Raw genomic sequence first — 20512 nt, 5'->3', positions numbered from 1 at the left:
GGCTTTTCGCCGCCTGATGCGTGGCGCCACTGTGCCAATTTCGTCATGGCATTCGGAGAAAACCGTCAAGCCCCTGCGAACAATACAGGTCAATCTGTGATTGGATTTTACCAATAATTCACCATTGATTAACAAACTTGGACGACAGGATAAACACTATGAGCCATAAAGCCATTAGCTGGAGCGGCGTATTCCCGGCGGTCAGCACTCAGTTTCGTAGCGATTTCTCTCTGGATCTCGACGCCACCCATACGGTGATCAAAAACCTGGTCAAAGACGGCGTTTCTGGCCTGGTGGTGTGCGGCACCGTGGGCGAAAACACTTCGATGACCGTTCAGGAAAAACTCTCGGTGATTGAAGTGGCGCGCGATGCGGCGCAAGGCAAGGTCCCGGTGATTGCCGGCATTGCCGAATTCACCACTGCCTTTGCCCGTGACATGGCGCGTGAAGCGCAAAAGGTCGGCGTTGACGGCATCATGGTCATGCCTGCGCTGGTCTACTCCGCCAAACCTCACGAAACGGCCGCCCACTTTCGCAGCGTCGCCAGTGCCACCGATCTGCCAATCATGGTCTACAACAACCCGCCGATTTACAAAAACGACGTGACGCCGGACATTCTGACGTCGTTGGTCGACTGCGAAAATATCGTGTGCTTCAAGGACTCTTCCGGCGATACCCGCCGCTTTATCGACCTGCGTAACGAGGTCGGCGATCGCTTTGTGCTGTTCGCCGGGCTCGATGACGTGGTGCTGGAAAGCATTGCCGTCGGCGCCGAAGGCTGGATCTCCGGCATGTCCAACGCCTTCCCGCGTGAAGGCGAAACCCTGTTCCGCCTGGCGAAGCAAAAACGCTTTGAGGAAGCACTGGCGCTGTATAGCTGGTTTATGCCGTTGCTGCATCTGGATGCGCGGCCGGACCTGGTGCAGTGCATCAAGCTGTGTGAAGAGCTGGTAGGTCGCGGCAGCGCCATCACCCGTCCACCCCGCCTGGCGTTGCAGGGCGATACGCTGGCCGAAGTCACCGCCGTGGTTAAAAAAGCGCTGGCAAACCGCCCTGCGCTGCCGGACGTCGGCCTGTAATTGCCACTCTCGCCCGGCCACCTGCCGGGCCCAGCCACTTGCCTATTGGGGGAACCCATGCCCAACGCCCATACCATCAGCGGTCAACAGTTTATTGGCGGCCAACGCCGCGCCAGCGGTGAGGCCGAACTGGTCAGCCTGCGCGCCGATAACGGCCAGCCGACCGGCCACCGTTTTTTCTCGGCCAGCATCGCAGAAACCGCCGCCGCCGCCGATGCCGCCGCACAGGCGTTCACCGCCTATTCTCAACTCAGTGCCGAACGCCGGGCTGACTTTCTTGAGGCGATTGCCGAACAGTTGGATGCACTGGATGAGGAATTCTTTACCTTCGCCATGCAGGAAACCGCCCTGCCATTAGCGCGGCTGAGCGGCGAACGTGCCAGAACCAGTGGCCAGATGCGGTTATTTGCCACCCTGTTACGCCGTGGCGATGTGCATGCTGTGCGTATCGATTGTGCGTTACCCCAGCGGATGCCGCTACCCCGTCCGGATCTACGCCAATACCGCACGGCACTCGGTCCGGTGGCGGTGTTTGGCGCCAGCAATTTTCCACTGGCCTTCTCTACCGCGGGCGGTGATACCGCCGCCGCACTGGCCGCAGGTTGCCCGGTGGTGTTCAAAGCGCACGGTGGCCATATGATCACCGCCGAGCTGACCGCACAGGCGATTGAACGGGCCAGAGAACAGCAACAGATCCCGGCCGGGGTATTCAACATGATTTACGGCGACCGCATTGGCGCGGAACTGGTACAGCACCCGGCCATTCAGGCGGTGGGCTTTACCGGCTCGCTGCGCGGCGGCAGAGCCTTGTTCGATCTGGCCATGCGCCGTCCGCACCCCATCCCGGTCTTTGCCGAGATGTCGAGCATCAACCCGCTGATCATCATGCCGCAGGCGTTAGCCCGTCGTGGGCAGCAGATCGCACGCGATCTGGTGGCCTCTTTCACGCTGGGTTGCGGCCAGTTCTGTACCAAGCCGGGGCTGATCATCGGCCAACGCGGCGAAGCATTCAGCCAGTTTATCCGTGAATTAACCGAGCGGGTGAACGCCGCCGCCCCGCAACCGATGCTCAATGCCGGCACGCTGGCACATTATCGCAGCGGATTGGCGGCACTGGATCAGCGCCAGGGCATTTGCCATCTGGCCGGTGATCCTGAGGATCGGCCTCATCTGGCGGCGCCACAACTGTATCAGGCCGACAGTCATTTACTGCTCAGCGGGGATCCGCTGTTGCAGGAAGAAGTGTTTGGCCCGGCAGCCATTGTGGTGACGGTAGAAAACCACCAGCAACTGACCGCCGCGTTGGAAAGCCTGCAAGGGCAACTGACCGCCACGCTGCTGACCGACGCTGACGATCTGGCCGACGCCGTGCCGCTGGCGCAACTGCTGACCCGTAAAGCCGGACGAGTGCTGTTCAACGGCTACCCAACCGGAGTGGAAGTGTGCGACGCCATGGTTCACGGCGGCCCTTATCCGGCCACCAGCGATGCCCGTGGCACCTCGGTCGGTACGTTGGCCATTGAGCGTTTCCTGCGCCCGGTCTGCCTGCAAAATTACCCGGCTGCGTTATTGCCGCCACCGTTGCAAGACAGTAATCCGCTTGGCCTGCTGAGGCTGGTTAACGGTATTTACACCCGAGATCCGATCCACTCACCTGCCAGCAACTAGCCCGGCCGCATCTGCATGCCACCGAATAACAAAAGGGTAAACCCATGACAACCCAAGGCAAATTCAAGAAGCAGCTTACGCTCACCGATTTGACGTTTATCGGCCTGGGCGCAATTTTTGGTTCCGGCTGGCTGTTCGCTGCCAGTCACGTCTCTTCCATCGCCGGTCCCGCCGGCATCTACTCCTGGCTGATCGGCGGTTTAGCCGTGCTGTTGCTGGGCATTGTTTACTGTGAACTGGGTGCGGCGCTGCCCCGCGCTGGCGGTATTATCCGCTACCCGGTGTTCTCCCACGGCGAACTGATGGGCTATCTGCTGGGGTTTATTACCCTGATCGCCTTCTCCAGCCTGATATCGATTGAGATCGTCGCGGCCCGCCAGTACGCCGCCGCCTGGTTTCCCTTTCTGAGCCAGCCCGGCTCCGGTAACCCGACGCTGATCGGCTGGCTGGTCCAGCTCCTGCTACTGTGCTTTTTCTTCGCCCTGAATTACTACAGTGTCAAAACTTTTGCCAAATCCAACAATCTGATCAGCGTGATTAAATTCGTGGTACCGCTGTTGGTGATTGTGGTGTTGTTCAGCTTCTTCAAACCCGAAAATCTGCACAGTCAGGGGTTTGCGCCCTTTGGCTCCGCCGGGGTGGAAGCGGCCATTTCCGCCGGGGGGATTATCTTCGCCTATCTGGGTCTGACGCCGATCATCTCGGTCGCCAGCGAAGTGCAAAATCCGCAGCGCACCATTCCTATCGCGCTGATCCTGTCGGTGGTGTTGTCCACCATCATTTACGTGCTGTTGCAAGTGGCCTTCCTCGGCAGTATCCCCAGCGAAATGCTGAGCGGCGGCTGGGCCGGTATCAGCCAGCAATTTTCCCTGCCTTATCGTGACATCGCCATCACCCTGGGTATGGGCTGGCTGGCGTTTCTGGTGGTGAGCGATGCGATTATCTCACCGAGCGGCACCGGCAATATTTACATGAACGCCACCCCACGCGTGGTGTACGGCTGGGCCCGCGCAGGTACCTTCTTCAAGATTTTTACCCGCGTCGACGGTGAATCCGGTATTCCACGCCCTGCACTGTGGCTGACCTTTGCACTGTCGATCTTCTGGACGCTGCCCTTCCCCTCCTGGGAGAAGCTGATCGGCGTGGTGTCCGCCGCGCTGGTGCTGAGTTACGCCATTGCACCGGTCACCGCTGCCGGTCTGCGGCGCAATGCACCAGATCTGCCGCGTCCCTTCTTCGTGCGCGGGTTCTGCGTACTCGGGCCGGTATCATTTATCATTTCAGCGCTGATCGTTTACTGGTCCGGCTGGAATACCGTGTCCTGGCTGCTCGGCCTGCAGATCCTGATGTTTGTGGTTTATATCCTGTTCAAAAATAAGGTACCGACCCACGCCGTCAGCCTGAAGCAACAGATTTGGTCGTCGCTGTGGCTGATTGCCTTCTACGCCTTGATCATTGTCGCGTCCTACCTCGGCAGTTTTGGTGGCATTAATGCCATTGGCCACCCGTGGGACACCATCACGGTGGCGGTCATTGCGTTGGCAATCTATTACTGGGGAGCCTATACCTGTTTACCTCAGGCGAATTTTGCCGGTGATGAAGAAGAGTAACCGCAGAGGAGATAGCTGATGACACAAACCCAGAGCCTGAGCTTGAAAGAGGCCTATGATCTTGCGCTACGCGCACTGCGCAGCAACGGTTTCAGTGCCGAACATGCCGATGCCGTTGCGCAGAATGTGACGGCCGGTGAACGCGACGGCTGCGCCTCGCACGGTCTGTACCGGGTGCTTGGCTGCGTGCGCTCGCTGCTGGCCGGCAAGGTGTCCGCCGATGCGCGCCCGACGCTGGTCGATCAAGCCCCGGCCATCCTGCGGGTAGATGCCCACGACGCCTTTTCGCTGCTGGCCTACCATACCGCGCTACCGGCGTTTATTGATAAGGTGCGCACTAACGGCATCGCCGCGTTGGCGATTAATCACTGCGTACATTACTCCGCGCTGTGGGCCGATATCGAGCCTCTGACCGATCGGGGATTGGTGGCACTGGCCTGTACTCCGAGCCATGCCTGGGTGACACCGGCGGGGGGAACCCGGCCGCTGTTTGGCACCAATCCGATTGCCTTCGGCTGGCCGCGTCCGCAGCTTCCACCCTTTATTTTCGATATGGCCACCAGCGCGGCGGCACGCGGCGAGATTGAGCTGCATCGCCGCGCAGGGACACCACTGCCGCCGGGTTGGGGCATCGATCAACAGGGGGAACCTTCTACCGATGCCGCCAGCGTGTTGCAGGGGGCGATGCTGACCTTTGGCGGTCATAAGGGGTCGGCACTGGCGGCCATGGTTGAGCTGATCGCCGGGCCGTTGATTGGCGATATGACCAGTAAGGAATCGCTGGCCTACGATCGGCAAACCGGCTCCTCCCCTTACGGTGGCGAGCTGATCATCGCGATGGATCCCGATCGTTTCCTGGGGGCGGACAAAGCGCTGCATTTGGCCAGGGCGGAAGCCTTATTTGCGGATATGAGCGAGCAAGGGGCGCGTATTCCGGGAGAACGCCGTTTTCAGCGGCGGCAGTACAGCGAGCAGCACGGTATTAGCTTACCGCAGACGCTGTATGACGAGATTGTGGCTCTCTGCCGCTAATAGTCCCCCTCTCCTGTGGGAGAGGGGGACTCTCACCTAAGCTACGCCTAAAAGATTACCTGACCACCATCACCGAGATATTGGCGTGACGCACAATGGCTGCGGCGTTGGAGCCCAGCAGGTAGGTTTTCACACTCGGGCGGCGTGAGCCGATGATGATCAGATCGGCCTCGATTTCCTCTGCCAGCACCAGCACTTCATCGCGCGGCGAACCAAAGCTGACGGTGTAATCCAGGCGATCCAGCGGAATGTCGATTTCTGACATGATCTTCTTGAGTTTATCCACCGCCTTCACTTCCGCCTGATTCTCAAACTCCTTGATACCGAAAGAATAAGCGGTAACGAATGCCGAGGCATCCGGCAACGCATGGAAGAAATGCACTTTGGCACCGGATATTTTCGCCAGGTACTCAACATGTTCCAGCGCATGCTCGGTCAACAGATCTTCTTCAATATCTATCGGCACTAATATGGTCTTGTACATATCACATCCCTTCTATGTCACCTTGGTGACTACAGGGTACTGCCGGGAAGGATAAGGGTGAACCGCTTTCTCGCGCTTTTGTGATCGGCGGTAAATACTGGTTAGGATAATTCCTTATTTAACAAAATATAAACATCACATGTCTAACGGCTAGCCGCTTAATTATTTCAAACCGGGTTAAATAAGCTGTAAATACACCGCTTTCGCCGTGGCGGCAGTTTTATTGGCCACCGACAGCTTTTTAATCGAATTGCCAATGTGGAAATTCACCGTCCGCTCACTCAGCCCCATTAACAGAGCGGTTTCTTCTGAGGTTTTGCCTTCGCTGCACCAACGTAAAATATCCTTCTCGCGCAGTGTCAGCACATCTTTGATCGCCTCGTCGTTCACCGATATTAATGCTTCACGCAGCGTTTTATGAACAATCTGCGCCAGCCACAAGAAGAAAGTTTCGTTACGTGCGCTGGCCTGTGGTGACTGAACGGGAATACTTTTGCCGGCAAAGGTGAGGATCCCCAGCCGGCCATAGCAATCCTTGATTGACTGCGACCAGCCTTCACGGATGCCAAACTGCGCCATGCGCCACCACAGCTCCGGCTTGTCCTGGTAGAAGCGTTCATCCCAATGAAATTGCAGCGTAGAGTGATGGGCCTGCTCAATCACCGGATCCTGCAGGTAGACCCGCAGCTTGCGGTAGTCCTCCAGGTAGGACTCGGGGAAATTCCCCTCTATCAGCATTTTGGGGCGGCTGGCCGGGTAGCAGGAAAAGACTGTGTAAGAAAAGTATTCAAAACCCAACGCCTGGGCACAAGGTTCCAGTTGGCTTAAAAAAGCCTCGCGGTCTGGCAGACGGGTCAGTAAGGCTTCCATCAAAGGCTGAAGGTGGGTGTCCATAAAACAGGTTCTCCAGAAAGCCGCACCGGGTTATCGATAAGTAAGATTAACTATAGTGGAGGGCTCAGGGTGACAACAGCCGTTTCATAGTATAAAAAATTCCATGGCTATAACAAAAACAGCTATTCCCCCTCGATTATGAATAAATAACGCCCTTTAAATGGCGTTAATTCCAGAAATTACGCGAATAACATAAAGCCGATTTATTGTAAACCTGTCACTTCTACCGTTAGACACTGACAGCGCCGCCCATTACCTTCGCCATAGGCACCTGGTGCTTTTTAAATCCGAATAAATAATAAGCAATTGCGAATTTCGCAAAGCAGAAAAATACTCACGGGGATTTTTATGGCAGAGAATAATTCGGCAATCCATTCGGTCGCTGTTATTGGTGCCGGAACCATGGGCAGAGGTATTGCCTATCTTCTGGCGCAGAACGGCATACGAACCCTGCTTTATAATCGTAGCGGTAATAATCTGGATCAGGCCCGCGACTATATTATCCGTGACCTGGATAAGAAAATAGACAACGGGAAAATAAGCCCACAGAAAAAAGGCGAAGTATTGGCCAACCTGGTTTTCTCTCCCATTTTCGACGCTATCGCCGACAGCGACCTGGTGATTGAAACCATCGCGGAGCATGAGACCACCAAGCATGAAATCCTCGCGGCGATTGCGGCCACGGTGAAACAAGAGGCCATTATCGCCACCAACACCTCATCGCTGTCGTTGAATAAGCTGGCGGCAGGCGTCGAAAACAACGCCCGTTTTATCGGCCTGCACTTCTTCAATCCGGCCCCGCTGATGAAACTGATCGAGATTATTCCGTCCTATTTTACCAGCCGGGCCACCAGCCTGCGCTGCCAGCAGTTGGTGACGGCGCTAGGCAAACAGTTTGTGGTCTGCAAAGCCACACCGGGTTTTATCGTCAACCGGATGGCACGGCCTTTTTATCTGGAAGGATTCCGGCTGTTGGAAGAAAACGTAGCATTGGCACCGCAGATCGACCGCGCCCTCAAGGCCGGTGGCCACTTTCGCATGGGCCCTTTAGAGTTGACCGACTTTATCGGCCAGGATATTAACTATCAGGTCAGCAGCCAGATTTGGCAGGACATGCAGTACGACCCTCGCTATACCCCCGGCCATTTGCAACGTTCGCTGGTGGATGCCGGGTTGCTGGGGAAGAAAAACGGCCGATCCTTTTTTGCTGCCCCTTCTTCCGAATCGAACCCCCTCGACGCAGGCAACGGCACGCTGACTTCCCTGCATTTTTATGGCGAACATACCCTGTTTGACCTGCTGCAACAGCGCGCCTTGGCTATCTGGCCAACGCTGCAGATTATTCACCAGCCGGAACGGCCGACGCTGGGACGCTTTATCCGGGTGAATGACGCATTGGCCGTCAAAATCACCGATGGTCGCACCGCCAATCTGCTCGCTGAATTGACCGATCTCGACACCTTTGTGATCGACGCCGCACTGAATTACAGCGATACCGCCTATCTGGTGGCCGCCCACAATCAGGACGCCGCCGAGGCCAATAAAGCGCTGTTTCTGTCGCTGCTGCAAACGTTGATCCCGCAGGTGGAGTTTATTAAAGACTCTCCAGGCCTGATCGTCGCCCGGGTTCTGAGCAGTCTGATCAATGAGTCGGTGATCATGGTGGAGAGCGGGGTTTGCAGCCGGGCAGATATCGATATTGCCGCCGTGGCGGGCGTTAACTATGCCGATGGCATCTTTGCCTGGCTGACGCAGCTCGGGCAAAAAAACGTGAAATCAACGCTGGATAATATGGCGCAACTGCTGCATTCCGCCCGCTATTACCCGCATTACTCATTGCTGAATGCCCCCCGGCCCGAACTGGCCGTCGCGCCGTAAGGAAAAATGATGACGATTAAAGACGATGGGGTCTATCTGATCGACGGCACCCGCACGGCAATCGGTGCCTATGGCGGCAGCCTGGCGTTAACCCGTCCGGACGACATGGCGGCCTCTATTATCCGGGCGCTGCTGCAACGGCATCCTGAAACCGAGCCGGATATTGATGAAGTGATCCTCGGCTGCGCCAATCAGGCCGGTGAAGACAACCGCAACGTTGCCCGCATGGCGGCGCTGCTTTCCGGCCTGGATCAGGCAGTGCCGGCGATTACCCTTAACCGCCTGTGCGCTTCCGGGCTGGATGCGGTGATCTACGCCAGTGCAAAAATAAAAAGCGGCCTCAGCGATCTGGTGCTGGCCGGTGGTGTGGAGAGCATGAGCCGCGCGCCCTACGTGATGGGCAAAAGCGAAACGGCTTTCGACAAGGGAGTCAAACTGTACGACACCACGCTGGGCTGGCGTTTTGTCAATCCGCAGTTGGCGCAGCGCTATGGCAGCGATCCGCTGGGCATAACGGCGGAGAACGTCGCACAGCAGTACAGGATTTCCCGCGAAGATCAGGATGCCTTTGCCCTGGCCTCGCAGCAGAAGGCCTGGCGGGCGATTGAAAATGGCCGTTTAGCCAGGGAGATAACCCCGCTTGAGGTGCAGGCCGATCGTAAAACCCGCAAAACCTTCGAACAGGATGAGTTCCCACGACAGACCACGCTGCAAAAATTGCAGGCGCTGAAGCCGGCCTTTACCGCAGAGGGTTCGGTCACCGCCGGTAATGCCTCCGGCATCAATGACGGTGCCGCGGTGTTGCTGCTGGCCAGCGGCCGCTATGTGAAACGCAAGTCGCTGCAACCGCTGGCGGAGATTGGCGACAGCGCCAGCGCCGGCGTCGCCCCTTCACTGATGGGCATTGGGCCGCTCGCCGCTACTGACCGGCTGCTGGCACGAACCGGCTTTACCCTGAATGATTTTGACGTAATTGAAATTAATGAGGCGTTTGCCGCACAGGTGCTGGCGACGCTGCAAGGCTGGCGTATCGACTTCAACGATACGCGGGTCAATCCGAACGGTGGCGCCATCGCCCTCGGGCATCCGCTGGGCATGTCCGGCGCGCGGCTGGTGCTTTCCAGCGCGCTGGAGCTACATGCCCGGCAATTAAACAATGCGCTGGTGACCATGTGTGTCGGTGTCGGCCAGGGTGTTTCATTGGTTATTAAAGCCCTCTAATGCAAGGAACTTCGTATGAGCGTATTGAACATTCTTGAAGAAAAACTGGCCGAAACCAAAAAACAGGGCCGGTTCCGTGAGTTCCTTAATCTGGAACGCAGCGTGTTGGATAAACCCTGGGCCACCAGCCACGGTCAGGATGGGGAACGCCGTCTGAACGTCTGGTGCTCCAACGACTATCTGGCGATGAGCCATCATCCCAAAGTCATTCTGGCCACCACTGAGGCGGTAAACCGCGTCGGTCTGGGCACCTGCGGCGCACGCAGTATTTCCGGCACCTCGATCTACCACAGCGAGCTGGAAACTCTGCTGGCCAGCGCCTATGGCAAAGAGTCCGCGCTGCTGTTTACCACCGGTTTCGGTGCCAATGACGCCACATTGTCCACCCTGTGTGACGCCATTCCCGATCTGATTGTGTTTTCCGATGAGCTGAACCACGCCTCGATGATTTACGGTATCCGCTACAGCAAGGCGGAGAAAAAAATCTTCCGCCACAATGACGTTGCGCATCTGGCTGAACTGCTGCAGGCGGCGGATCCGCATCGGCCCAAACTGATCGCCTTCGAGTCGCTCTATTCGATGGACGGTGACTTTGCGCCGCTGGCGCAAATTGTGGAACTGGCTGAGCAATATCAGGCGCTGACCTATCTGGACGAGATCCACTCCGCCGGCGTTTACGGTCATCGCGGGCTGGGCTATGCCGAACAGCTTGGCCTGTTGGACAAAATCACCATTATCCAGGGCGGCTTTGGCAAATCTTACGGCGCGGCCGGTGGCTACATCGCCGCCCCCCGCGTGGTGGTTGAGGCGGTGCGTAGCTGGTCGCCGGCGTTTGTCTTCAGCACCTCATCCCCTGCACCGGTGGTGGCGGCCGCGCTGGCCAGCTTCAAATACAACCTGGAGCATGACAACCAACGCAAACACCTGCTGGCGATTATCGACCATTTGAAATCCGGTCTGCGCGCCGCCGGCATTCCGCTGGTCTCGGAGGACAGCCATATTCTGCCGATACTGGTCGGCGATCCGCACCGTAACAAGCACATCAGCAAGCAGCTGCTCGATGAATACGATATTTACGTACAGCCGGTGAACGCCCCAACGGTTCCGGCCGGTAGCGAGCGTTTGCGCGTTACGCCGACCTCTGCCCATACTCATGAGGACGTGGAATATTTCCTGGCGGCATTAAGCAAAGTCTGGACCGCCAACCAGTTACGGAGAGCGGGATGAAGTTGACGGACTATAACGGCCATTTTCTTACGCTGTGTCTGATGGCGACCGGCACCTTCGCCATCGGTACCGATGCGTTTATCGTCGCCGGCATACTCGACGAGATTTCCGGCACCTTTGCCGTCAGCCCCGCGCAGGCAGGGCAGTTAATCTCAATCTTTGCCCTGGCCTATATGCTGTTTGCTCCGCTAACTGCCTGGCTGCTGGGTAATCTCAACCGCAAGCATATTTTGCAGTTGGCCCTGGTGTTATTTATCGCCGGGAATCTGGTCTGTGCCTACGCCGACAGCTTTTTGCAAATGTCTGCCGGGCGCGTGCTGGCGGCACTGGGCGCGGCTTGCTATACGCCACAGGCCGCGGCGGCAGCGGTTGGATTGGTAGCGGAAAAACGCCGCGGGCTGGCGATATCGATTGTTTACGGTGGCATGACGTTGGCCATCGCCCTCGGTATTCCCTTCGGCACCTTCCTGGCCAGGTTGATTGGCTGGCGGGAAATCTTTTTGCTGATTGCCCTGTTAGGCGCGGTCTCACTGCTGGGGCTTTCGCTGGCGCTGAGCGCCATCGCGGCACCGGGTAAACATACGCTGAAAGAGCGGCTTGCCCCGCTGCGGCAAAAAGCGGTGCTGACCACTTTGTTGATCACCTTTTTCGCCGTCTGCTCCGAGCATATTGTTTACAGCTATGTGAGCGTACTGCTGAAAAATACCCAGTTTGGCCCGGAGGCTATTTTGCCGATCGCGCTGCTGGTGTTCGGTATCGGTGCCGTGATCGGCAACTTCGTTTCCGGCCTGCTCACCGATACCTTCGGCAGCAAGTTTGTTTTGCTGTTTTCGGTGTCGATTCAAACCGTTTCGCTGTTCCTGCTGACTTTTTACGTCAGTTCCCCCTGGTGGGTACTGGCAATCTTTCTGGTCTGGGGCATTACCGGCTGGATGTATCTGGTGCCGATCCAGCACCACTTATTGTCACTGTCAAAGCGCTTTGGCGCGCTGACCGTTTCACTCAACAGCTCGGTACTCTATGCCGGCATCGCCGCGGGTGGCATGCTCGGTGGCCTGACGCTGTACAGCCTGCCGGCGTTTTATCTCCCGCTGTTTTCGCTGCCGTTGGGAGCCATCGCCCTGCTGCTGACGCTGTTCTTTTTCCAGGGAGAAAAAGCCAATGACTGACCAGCTACTCCCCGTGCAGTATCAGCAAGATGACGCCATTGCCGTGATCACCCTGAACCGGCCGGAAAAAAAGAACGCCATCAATCTGGCGATGGCGCAACTGATCCAGAGCTATCTGCTACGGGCCGAACAGGATGAGCAAATTCGGGTAATAGTACTGACCGGCCTGCCGCAGGTGTTCTCCGCCGGCATGGACATCAGGGCCTTCCAGCAGGGTGAACTGCCGGTGGTCGAACCGGGGGGATTTGGCGGGCTGGTGCATGCCCAACTCACCAAGGTCATTATTGCCGCGGTGGATGGCATCGCCTTCGGCGGCGGTTTCGAGATAGCGCTGGCCTGCGACCTGATCGTCGCCAGCCGTAACGCACAGTTCAGTTTCCCGGAAACCGGGCTGGGGCTGGTTGCCGCGCAAGGAGGCTGTTCACGGCTGCCGGCGCGGATCTCCCCCTATATCGCTCTCGACTGGTTACTCACCGGCCGAATCATCACCGCACAGGAAGCCTGGCAACAGGGTGCCATTTCCCGCATCAGCGAGGGCAGCGCATATGAGGAGTCGCTGAATCTCGCCCGGCAGATTGCGCAGAAAAATCCGCTGGCAAGTCAGGCGGTGAAGGCCATCGTCCACCATGGATTAAACCGACACGAAGCCCCCACCTTTGACTACCAACAAAGTTGGGTAGACCGGGTGCGTCAGGCGGCAATATCCTTTTAAGAACATTCTTAATGAATGGTAATCATTCGCAGTCTAATTTTTAATCACTACAAGACAGTGTTTGAGAAGCCATTAACCCCGCTCTGCGGGGGTTTTTTTGCTCCCTTAACCCTTCACCGAGGCAAATGGCTGCATAAACAGGAAGGTGCAGGGTTTACTTTGATGCTGGTTGATTAACGGCACCAAACGCCTGAAATGTTCCGTCTGGCAATGTGCGTCCAGCGCGGCGCGATCGGGCCACTCTTCGACAAAAATAAAATGCCCCGCGTCCTGATGATCGATAAACAGCTCATAGGAGAGACAAAGCGGCTCCTGCCGGGTTTTCTCCACCAGTTCCTGATACAACGGCATCACCGTTTCAACGCAATCGAGCTTGATAAAATCTTCAGCAATCACTTTTAACATTGTTAGCTTCCCTGTTTGTTTTACCAAGTGTCGCGCGACGCTCGGTCGCGGCCTCTCAGCATGATGAACCTATTCAGCTAATAAAACCTAATTGACCATTTATTGAAGTTACGAATGGGACACTGGTCACCTGACGACAAATTTTTCAAGGTGGCCGATGGAACAACTCACACAAATGATCGCCAAATACAGTCCGGAACCTGAATTCCTGTTGTTGATTATCTTCTTATTTTCGCTGGGCAAGTCAGTGATTTTCATTTCCTCGCTGCTGCCACCAGCATCGGTCACACTGATGCTGGGTATCGTTGCCGGTAAACCGGTACTTTCCGACATCCATGTTTGGGCGGCGATTACCCTGGGCGCCCTGCTTGGCTCCGTTTTATCCTTCCATTGCGGCGCGCTGTTCTGCCGTCGGGGATCGCTCAAAAGGTTGCCGATCCGATTTCAGGCCCCTCTGCACCGGGCACAAACCGCACTGCAGAAGAAAGGCATGCCACTGCTGTTTATGTCACGTTTTTTGGCAGTGATGCGCTACACCGTGCCCTTGGTCGCCGGTATCATTGCACTGCCGCTCAAGCAGGTTTATTGCGCCAGCGCGCTGTCCGCCGGGATTTGGGCCATGGCTTTGATGTGGGTTAGCCGGGTATTTTGAATCGCCAGCATCGGGTTATTGGGGGCGAAACACCAATACGGCATTTTTAAAATCACCATACACAACCTGTGACGGCGGTTTGGGAAAGCGGGCGTTTGTGGTTGCTTTTATCGCTGCGCGGCAAAGAGCAGGATCACCACCTTCCGCACGGACGGCGATAAGCATGCCATCCGGAGCCAGCGTGATCCTTAAAGAGCATTCTTTACCGGCGTATAAACCGGCATCGTGCAAATGACTTTGAATAGCAGACATGATCTGCATGGCATACGTATTGACCCCGTCCGCAGGTGCAGGCGCTGTTTTGCCTTCCAAAGTAGCAAAAAGATCATCAACACCCTCTCCAGACGCCCCTGACTTTATCTCTGAATGGGTCTTCGAGCACCCCGCCAGCATCATCACGCCCAGAGCAACTATTAGCGATTTACGCATATCTATATCCCTATAGGTAAAACTTAAAAAAATAACAAATCTCAATGACGAGATTACGAGATAAAGCAGGAGTCTGAAAGCAAAAACAGACCTTGTGGACCGGGGTCGAAAAGCGTCAGAGGCCTGTTTGATAACTACCGTGAAGTTAAGCGAATACGCTTTGCAGTGAATTTTGGCATTACCCGGCAGGCTGATGCGGCTTATAATAAGAAAATATTATCTTTGGCGGGATCCGCCACGTCTCCAAAAGCCATGAGTTTCTGATAGTCCATGTATCAATACCCTGAACATCTGACCGGAGAGGTCGCCAACCTGCCGCAGACCTGCGGGGTCTATCTCTTTCACGGGGAGAACTGTGCCCACCCGCTATACATCGGTAAGAGCGTCAACATTCGCCGCCGGGTACAGTCTCACCTGCGTAATCCACGTGAAGCTCGGTTGCTTTCCGCCACCCGTCGCATCACCTTCATCGAGACGGTGGGTGAGATTGGCGCGCTACTGCTTGAATCATCCCTGGTTAAACAACAAAGCCCGCTTTACAACAAGCGACTACGTAAAATTCGTCGGCTCTGTGCCTTGCAGGTTCAGGACTCCCAAACGCGTATCGTCTACAGCGACGCGCTGGATTTCTCGCGAACACCGGACTTGTACGGCCTGTTTCTACGGCGCGCGGCGGCCGTCGACTTTCTACTCGACATTGCCGATCGGGAACGGCTCTGCCTGACGTATCTGGATATTGAAAAGGGCCGTCCGGGACAACCCTGTTTTCGCCACCAGTTAGGCAAGTGCGCCGGAGTCTGCTGCGGGAAGGAGACCCCACAAGCACACCAAACCAGACTGCTTGGTGCCCTGACACAGGCCCAGGTGCGACACTGGCCCTTCCCCGGCAGGATCGCCATCGAGGAACGACAGGGCCAACTTAAGGCCTTCCACGTCATCAGTAATTGGTTCTACCTTGGTACCGCCCCCTCTCTGCATGCAGCAGAAGCACTCAGTCTCCCGGCCGATGAGTTCGACCGCGACTGTTACCGTATTCTTTGTCGACGGCTATTCCATGAAAACCGTGAGCACATTCACCTGATTGATACACCCTGACCCGTACGTAAGCATATTCATGCCTTAAGGTACGGCTGAGTCCGTTGGTTCATCCCGCCAAAAGTCCCATTACCAATTTTGTAGGAAATCTACGTTTAGAGTTCGAGATAAATCGGCTGTCGGTAGGCTCAGTTTGCGCCAGATCACTTAACTGAATATTCACGCGGGGGAATGCATTTTTTGTGGGGTGGGTCTCAATCAGGTATTAATCTTAAAAAACCATCAAGAAAAAATAACCGCTAACACATTGATTTAGTTAATAGAAAACGCTGCTTTCGTCCCTGTAATCAATTGAATAAGCGTCAGCAACTCTGCCCGTTGAACTAACGCTCCAGGGAGTTAGCGTTTTTGTTTCCGCCCCCTGAATGTCAAACGCTTACACTCATTAGTTTTTCTCATGCGGTATTTTTAACACCCTGTTTTATCAATAAGATAAGCCGCAGCAGGGCTATTAATCTGCCAGAACCCAGAGTAATCTTCCGCCCCCAAGACGTCCGATTTGCCTCCGCAGTGTAAAGAACAATCGACTTTTATCCCTCGCATAAATGTTGTAAACATGTTGCACAAAGGTGGCGTTATTGCTCTACCTTACTAAATCTGGCAAGACCGGATAATCGTATAAAAAAGAGCCACTTCAGAGCTCGCTATTTCACTCATGACAGGTAAAACAGGACATCATAAGATGGTAGATCACTCTAAAATAGCCGCAGAGGCGTCGCCCGAATCAGAAGATCATCTACGTAGAAACCTCACTAACCGACATATTCAACTGATCGCCATCGGCGGTGCTATTGGTACAGGTCTGTTTATGGGGTCTGGCAAAACCATCAGCCTGGCCGGCCCCTCCATTATCTTCGTGTACATGATCATCGGCTTTATGCTGTTCTTCGTGATGCGCGCCATGGGCGAGCTGCTGCTCTCTAATCTGGAATACAAATCCTTCAGCGATTTTGCCGCCGATCTGCTCGGCCCCTGGGCCGGATTTTTCACCGGCTGGACCTACTGGTTCTGTTGGGTGGTCACCGGTATTGCCGACGTGGTGGCGATAACCGCCTATGCGCAGTTCTGGTTCCCCGGGCTGTCGCAGTGGATCGCCTCGTTGCTGTGCATTTTGCTGTTGCTGGGCCTGAACCTGGCGACGGTGAAGATGTTTGGTGAGATGGAGTTCTGGTTCGCGATGATCAAAATCGTCGCCATTGTCGGGCTGATCATCGCCGGGCTGGTGATGATCGCCATGCAGTTCCAGTCGCCTACCGGTACCGTCGCGTCGTTCTCACATCTGTGGAATGACGGCGGTATGTTCCCGAAAGGCATCAGCGGCTTCTTCGCCGGCTTCCAGATTGCAGTGTTCGCCTTTGTCGGCATTGAGCTGGTAGGCACCACTGCGGCTGAAACCAAAGATCCGGAAAAAGTGCTGCCACGCGCCATTAACTCGATTCCTATCCGCATCATCATGTTCTACGTGTTCGCCCTGATCGTGATTATGTCGGTCACGCCATGGAGTTCAGTGGTCGCCGACAAGAGCCCGTTCGTGGAACTGTTCGTGCTGATTGGCCTGCCTGCCGCAGCCAGCGTGATCAACTTTGTGGTACTGACTTCCGCCGCCTCTTCCGCCAACAGTGGCGTATTCTCTACCAGCCGTATGCTGTTCGGTCTGGCGCAGGAAGGCGATGCACCCAAGTCGTTCGCCCACCTGTCCAAGCGGGCAGTACCGGCTAATGGCCTGACCTTCTCCTGTATCTGTCTGTTGGGTGGGGTGGTGCTGATTTACCTGATCCCGAACGTGATGACAGTCTTCACGCTGGTGACCACCGTCTCGGCGATCCTGTTTATGTTTGTCTGGACCATCATCCTGTGCTCGTATCTGGTTTACCGTAAGCAACGCCCGGCGCTGCACCAGAAATCGATCTACAAGATGCCGGCCGGCAAACTGATGTGCTGGGTCTGTATGGCGTTCTTCGCCTTTGTGTTGGTGCTGCTGACGCTGCGCGAAGATACCCGCCAGGCGCTGATCGTCACGCCACTGTGGTTTGTGGTGCTCGGCCTGTCCTACGTGTTCCTGCGCAAGAAGAAAACCGCTTAATATGCTGCTGGGGGATAGTCCGCTATCCCCCTTCCCACTCCTGGCGCTTAGCGCGGCCGAATACCCTCGATAATCACCCGCTGCACGTTCTCCACTGTCTGCTGAAAAAACGCCTCATCGTCTAGGGTCTTGCCGGTCACCGCTTCCACCTGCACCCAAAAATCAGCGTAATGCTGAGTGGTTGCCCACAGCATGAAGATCAGATGGTGTGGCTCTACCGCCGCGATATGACCTTCGGCAATCCAGCGCTCGATCATGGCGGACTTCTCGTCCACCAGCGCCTTCAATCCGCCCTGCAGCTCCAGTTTCAACAAGGGTGCCCCCTGGATCATCTCCAGACAAAACAGCCGTGAAGCCTGCGGATGATGACGGGATACCTCAAGCTTCAGCCGAATATACTCGCGAATGGCCTGCAAGGGTTCCTGATCGGCACGCAGCGCTTTAAGCGGTGCCAGCCACACTTCAAGAATGCCTTTCAGCACCGCCACGTACAGCTCTTCTTTGGAAGGAAAGTAATACAGCAGATTGGTTTTGGAGACGTCGGCGCGTTCCGCCACCTGATCCAGACTGGTGCCATGAATACCGTACAGCGAGAAAAATTCCAGCGCCGCATCCATGATGGTGCTGCGTTTTGCAGCCACCGCACGCGAGCGGCGCGTGGGGGGTTTAACGGCTTGTGGCTTCACTGCGACTCCTTGGCGCAACCTGATTCGAGCCAGCATAACAAAGCCATTGGGTGAAACCCACGCTTTTGCCTACCCCTTCCGAGTGATTCTTTGCACCTTTAACGCGCAGTCGCGCCTGTTTTTTGTGCAGCCATTTTTGACCAAATGGTCTGTTTTGGACCATTCACTCAACAAAAAAATTACACCTCAAAAACAATTTGTTGATAAATAAGCCATTTTAAAAACTGGCACTCCACTTGCAATAGCCGTCGTATCCAGCGCTGTCCGGCGAGAAGCATTCAGGCAGCACATGAACCGTCCCATTCGCAGACCCGAGGTGTTCAAATGAAAATTGGCGTATTTATTCCTATCGGCAACAACGGCTGGCTGATTTCCAGCAATGCCCCGCAGTACCAACCGACGTTTGAACTCAACAAAACCATCGTGCAGAAGGCCGAGCACTACAACTTCGACTTCGCGCTGTCGATGATCAAACTGCGCGGCTTCGGCGGCAAAACCGAGTTCTGGGACCACAACCTGGAATCCTTCACCCTGATGGCCGGGTTGGCGGCCGTCACCTCACGCATCAAGATCTACGCCACGGCGGCCACGTTGACCATGCCACCGGCGATCGTCGCCCGTATGGCCTCCACCATCGACTCCATTTCCAACGGTCGCTTTGGCCTGAACGTGGTCACCGGCTGGCAAAAACCGGAATACGAGCAAATGGGCATGTGGCCGGGTGACGATTACTTCGGTCGCCGTTACGACTATCTGGCGGAGTACGTCAATGTGCTGCGCGATCTCTGGGGCACCGGTAAATCCGATTTCAAAGGCGAGTTCTTCCAGATGGACGACTGTCGCGTCAGCCCGCAGCCGCAGGCGGACATCAAGGTGATCTGCGCCGGGCAGAGTGACGCAGGCATGGCCTTCTCGGCCAAATATGCCGATTACAACTTCTGCTTTGGCAAGGGCGTCAACACCCCGACCGCCTTTGCACCGACGGCGGCTCGCCTGAAAATTGCGGCGGATAGCGAAGGCCGCAGCGTGGCCTGCTACGTGCTGTTTATGATCATTGCCGATGAAACTGACGAGGCCGCCCGCGCCAAATGGGAAAGCTATAAAGCGGGGGCCGATACCGAAGCCCTGGCCTGGCTGACCGAACAAAGCGGCAAGGACACCAAATCCGGCGCCGACACCAACGTGCGCCAGATGGCGGATCCCACCTCAGCCGTCAACATCAACATGGGTACGCTGGTCGGCTCCTATGCCAACGTGGCGCGCATGATGGATGAAATCGCCACCGTCCCCGGTACCGAAGGCGTGCTGCTGACCTTCGATGACTTTGTCAAAGGGGTGGAAGACTTTGGCGAACGCATCCAGCCGCTGATGAAAAGCCGCGCCGACGTTTGCCCGCAAACCGCTGCAAGCCGCGAGGTCGCATGATGAAAATTGTTGAAAACCAAGCGGTGGTGCGCCGTCAGTCACCGCAGGCCGGCGCCACCGTCACCCTTCCCGCCCGTCCGGAGGCTATCGCCTTTGCGCCGCAGGAAACCGCCTTGATCGTGGTCGATATGCAAAATGCCTACGCTTCGCAGGGCGGCTATCTGGATCTCGCCGGTTTTGATGTTTCGGCCACCGCCCCGGTGATCGCCAACATCAAACGCGCTATCAACGCTGCCCGTGCCGCCGGTATCAAAGTGATCTTCTTCCAGAACGGTTGGGACAACCAGTACGTCGAGGCCGGCGGCCAGGGTTCCCCCAACTGGCATAAATCCAACGCGCTGAAAACCATGCGTAAACGCCCGGAACTGATGGGCAAGCTGCTGGCCAAGGGCGACTGGGATTACGATCTGGTGGACGAACTGCAGCCACAACCCGGCGATATCGTGATCCCGAAACCGCGCTACAGCGGCTTCTTTAACACCCAGCTCGACAGCCTGCTGCGCTCGTATGGCATTCATCATCTGGTGTTTACCGGCATCGCTACCAACGTCTGTGTCGAGTCCACGCTACGCGACGGTTTTTTCCTCGAGTATTTCGGCATCGTGCTGGCCGACGCCACTCACCAGGCCGGGCCGCAGTTCGCCCAGCAGGCGGCGCTGTACAACATCGAAACCTTCTTTGGCTGGGTGTCGGACGTTGACAGCTTCTGTGACGTGCTAGCCGCCCCACTCAGCCAGACGGCATGAGTTTTGCTTTTATTCAC

19 protein-coding genes are annotated in these 20512 nt (G+C 56.1%); 14 read left to right on the top strand and 5 right to left on the bottom strand.

All coding sequences use genetic code 11. The features are described 5' to 3' along the window. Nucleotides 1–158: 158 nt before the first annotated feature. From NHG65_RS09045 to NHG65_RS09030, 4 genes are read left to right on the top strand one after another with little or no spacing between them, the layout of a single operon-like run. Nucleotides 159–1079 (top strand): dihydrodipicolinate synthase family protein, encoded by a 921-nt coding sequence (locus NHG65_RS09045; protein ID WP_219015844.1) that lies wholly within the window; start codon nucleotides 159–161, stop codon nucleotides 1077–1079. Between the two features lie 57 nt (nucleotides 1080–1136). Continuing rightward, nucleotides 1137–2747, top strand: a complete 1611-nt coding sequence (locus NHG65_RS09040; RefSeq protein WP_262260903.1) for an aldehyde dehydrogenase (NADP(+)) — start codon at nucleotides 1137–1139, stop codon at nucleotides 2745–2747. Between the two features lie 44 nt (nucleotides 2748–2791). Next, entirely contained in the window at nucleotides 2792–4357 is a 1566-nt protein-coding gene (locus NHG65_RS09035; protein WP_085116179.1) for an APC family permease, read from the top strand. An 18-nt stretch (nucleotides 4358–4375) separates the two neighbouring features. Next, nucleotides 4376–5389: an Ldh family oxidoreductase gene (locus NHG65_RS09030; protein WP_262260905.1), complete on the top strand. Its 1014-nt coding sequence runs from the start codon at nucleotides 4376–4378 to the stop codon at nucleotides 5387–5389. A 55-nt stretch (nucleotides 5390–5444) separates the two neighbouring features. On the opposite strand, the gene NHG65_RS09025 is transcribed toward NHG65_RS09030, so the two are convergent. Both NHG65_RS09025 and NHG65_RS09020 read right to left on the bottom strand, forming a co-directional pair. Continuing rightward, a complete protein-coding gene (locus NHG65_RS09025) occupies nucleotides 5445–5873 on the bottom strand; it encodes a universal stress protein (RefSeq protein ID WP_085116177.1) in 429 nt (142 codons plus the stop codon). A gap of 177 nt (nucleotides 5874–6050) precedes the next feature. Further along, entirely contained in the window at nucleotides 6051–6767 is a 717-nt protein-coding gene (locus NHG65_RS09020; protein WP_099061671.1) for an autoinducer binding domain-containing protein, read from the bottom strand. 348 nt (nucleotides 6768–7115) lie between these two features. On the opposite strand from NHG65_RS09020, the gene NHG65_RS09015 reads away from it, so the two are divergent. From NHG65_RS09015 to NHG65_RS08995, 5 genes are read left to right on the top strand one after another with little or no spacing between them, the layout of a single operon-like run. Further along, nucleotides 7116–8645: a 3-hydroxyacyl-CoA dehydrogenase NAD-binding domain-containing protein gene (locus NHG65_RS09015; protein WP_207977674.1), complete on the top strand. Its 1530-nt coding sequence runs from the start codon at nucleotides 7116–7118 to the stop codon at nucleotides 8643–8645. 9 nt (nucleotides 8646–8654) lie between these two features. After that, complete coding sequence (locus NHG65_RS09010; RefSeq protein ID WP_499183466.1) at nucleotides 8655–9866, top strand: acetyl-CoA C-acyltransferase; 1212 nt, start codon at nucleotides 8655–8657, stop codon at nucleotides 9864–9866. 15 nt (nucleotides 9867–9881) lie between these two features. After that, nucleotides 9882–11093: a 5-aminolevulinate synthase gene (gene hemA / locus NHG65_RS09005; RefSeq protein WP_099061674.1), complete on the top strand. Its 1212-nt coding sequence runs from the start codon at nucleotides 9882–9884 to the stop codon at nucleotides 11091–11093. Then, nucleotides 11090–12262, top strand: a complete 1173-nt coding sequence (locus NHG65_RS09000) for an MFS transporter (RefSeq protein WP_099061675.1) — start codon at nucleotides 11090–11092, stop codon at nucleotides 12260–12262. Before hemA ends, NHG65_RS09000 begins: the two co-directional genes overlap by 4 nt. Further along, nucleotides 12255–12974: an enoyl-CoA hydratase-related protein gene (locus NHG65_RS08995; RefSeq protein WP_262260911.1), complete on the top strand. Its 720-nt coding sequence runs from the start codon at nucleotides 12255–12257 to the stop codon at nucleotides 12972–12974. Before NHG65_RS09000 ends, NHG65_RS08995 begins: the two co-directional genes overlap by 8 nt. A gap of 105 nt (nucleotides 12975–13079) precedes the next feature. On the opposite strand, the gene NHG65_RS08990 is transcribed toward NHG65_RS08995, so the two are convergent. Beyond that, complete coding sequence (locus NHG65_RS08990; protein ID WP_207977671.1) at nucleotides 13080–13379, bottom strand: putative quinol monooxygenase; 300 nt, start codon at nucleotides 13377–13379, stop codon at nucleotides 13080–13082. A gap of 157 nt (nucleotides 13380–13536) precedes the next feature. On the opposite strand from NHG65_RS08990, the gene NHG65_RS08985 reads away from it, so the two are divergent. Then, nucleotides 13537–14031, top strand: a complete 495-nt coding sequence (locus NHG65_RS08985; protein WP_099061678.1) for a DedA family protein — start codon at nucleotides 13537–13539, stop codon at nucleotides 14029–14031. 15 nt (nucleotides 14032–14046) lie between these two features. Here the strand turns inward: NHG65_RS08985 and tolA are convergent, their stop codons facing one another. Then, nucleotides 14047–14460: a cell envelope integrity protein TolA gene (tolA, locus tag NHG65_RS08980; RefSeq protein ID WP_262260914.1), complete on the bottom strand. Its 414-nt coding sequence runs from the start codon at nucleotides 14458–14460 to the stop codon at nucleotides 14047–14049. Nucleotides 14461–14730: 270 nt separating this feature from the next. Here tolA and NHG65_RS08975 point away from each other — a divergent pair, with 270 nt between their 5' ends. Together NHG65_RS08975 and cycA are read left to right on the top strand one after the other, a co-directional pair. Then, nucleotides 14731–15555, top strand: a complete 825-nt coding sequence (locus NHG65_RS08975; RefSeq protein ID WP_219015837.1) for an endonuclease — start codon at nucleotides 14731–14733, stop codon at nucleotides 15553–15555. 682 nt (nucleotides 15556–16237) lie between these two features. Next, the gene (gene cycA, locus NHG65_RS08970) at nucleotides 16238–17638 is read left to right on the top strand and encodes a D-serine/D-alanine/glycine transporter (protein WP_099061681.1); all 1401 of its coding nucleotides are present in this window, start codon (nucleotides 16238–16240) and stop codon (nucleotides 17636–17638) included. Nucleotides 17639–17685: 47 nt separating this feature from the next. Here cycA and rutR read toward each other — a convergent pair whose 3' ends face one another. After that, nucleotides 17686–18360, bottom strand: a complete 675-nt coding sequence (gene rutR / locus NHG65_RS08965) for an HTH-type transcriptional regulator RutR (protein WP_490655187.1) — start codon at nucleotides 18358–18360, stop codon at nucleotides 17686–17688. 288 nt (nucleotides 18361–18648) lie between these two features. Here rutR and rutA point away from each other — a divergent pair, with 288 nt between their 5' ends. Together rutA and rutB are read left to right on the top strand one after the other, a co-directional pair. Continuing rightward, nucleotides 18649–19749 (top strand): pyrimidine utilization protein A, encoded by a 1101-nt coding sequence (rutA, locus tag NHG65_RS08960; protein WP_085116164.1) that lies wholly within the window; start codon nucleotides 18649–18651, stop codon nucleotides 19747–19749. Further along, nucleotides 19749–20495, top strand: coding sequence for a pyrimidine utilization protein B (rutB, locus tag NHG65_RS08955; RefSeq protein ID WP_099061817.1), 747 nt, complete (start codon nucleotides 19749–19751; stop codon nucleotides 20493–20495). The genes rutA and rutB overlap by 1 nt, the downstream gene beginning before the upstream one ends. Nucleotides 20496–20512: the final 17 nt, after the last annotated feature.

Origin of the sequence: Serratia myotis (assembly GCF_027474885.1) — a bacterium.
GTDB lineage: Bacteria > Pseudomonadota > Gammaproteobacteria > Enterobacterales > Enterobacteriaceae > Serratia > Serratia proteamaculans.
This window is presented reverse-complemented; position numbering and strand designations above follow the sequence as displayed.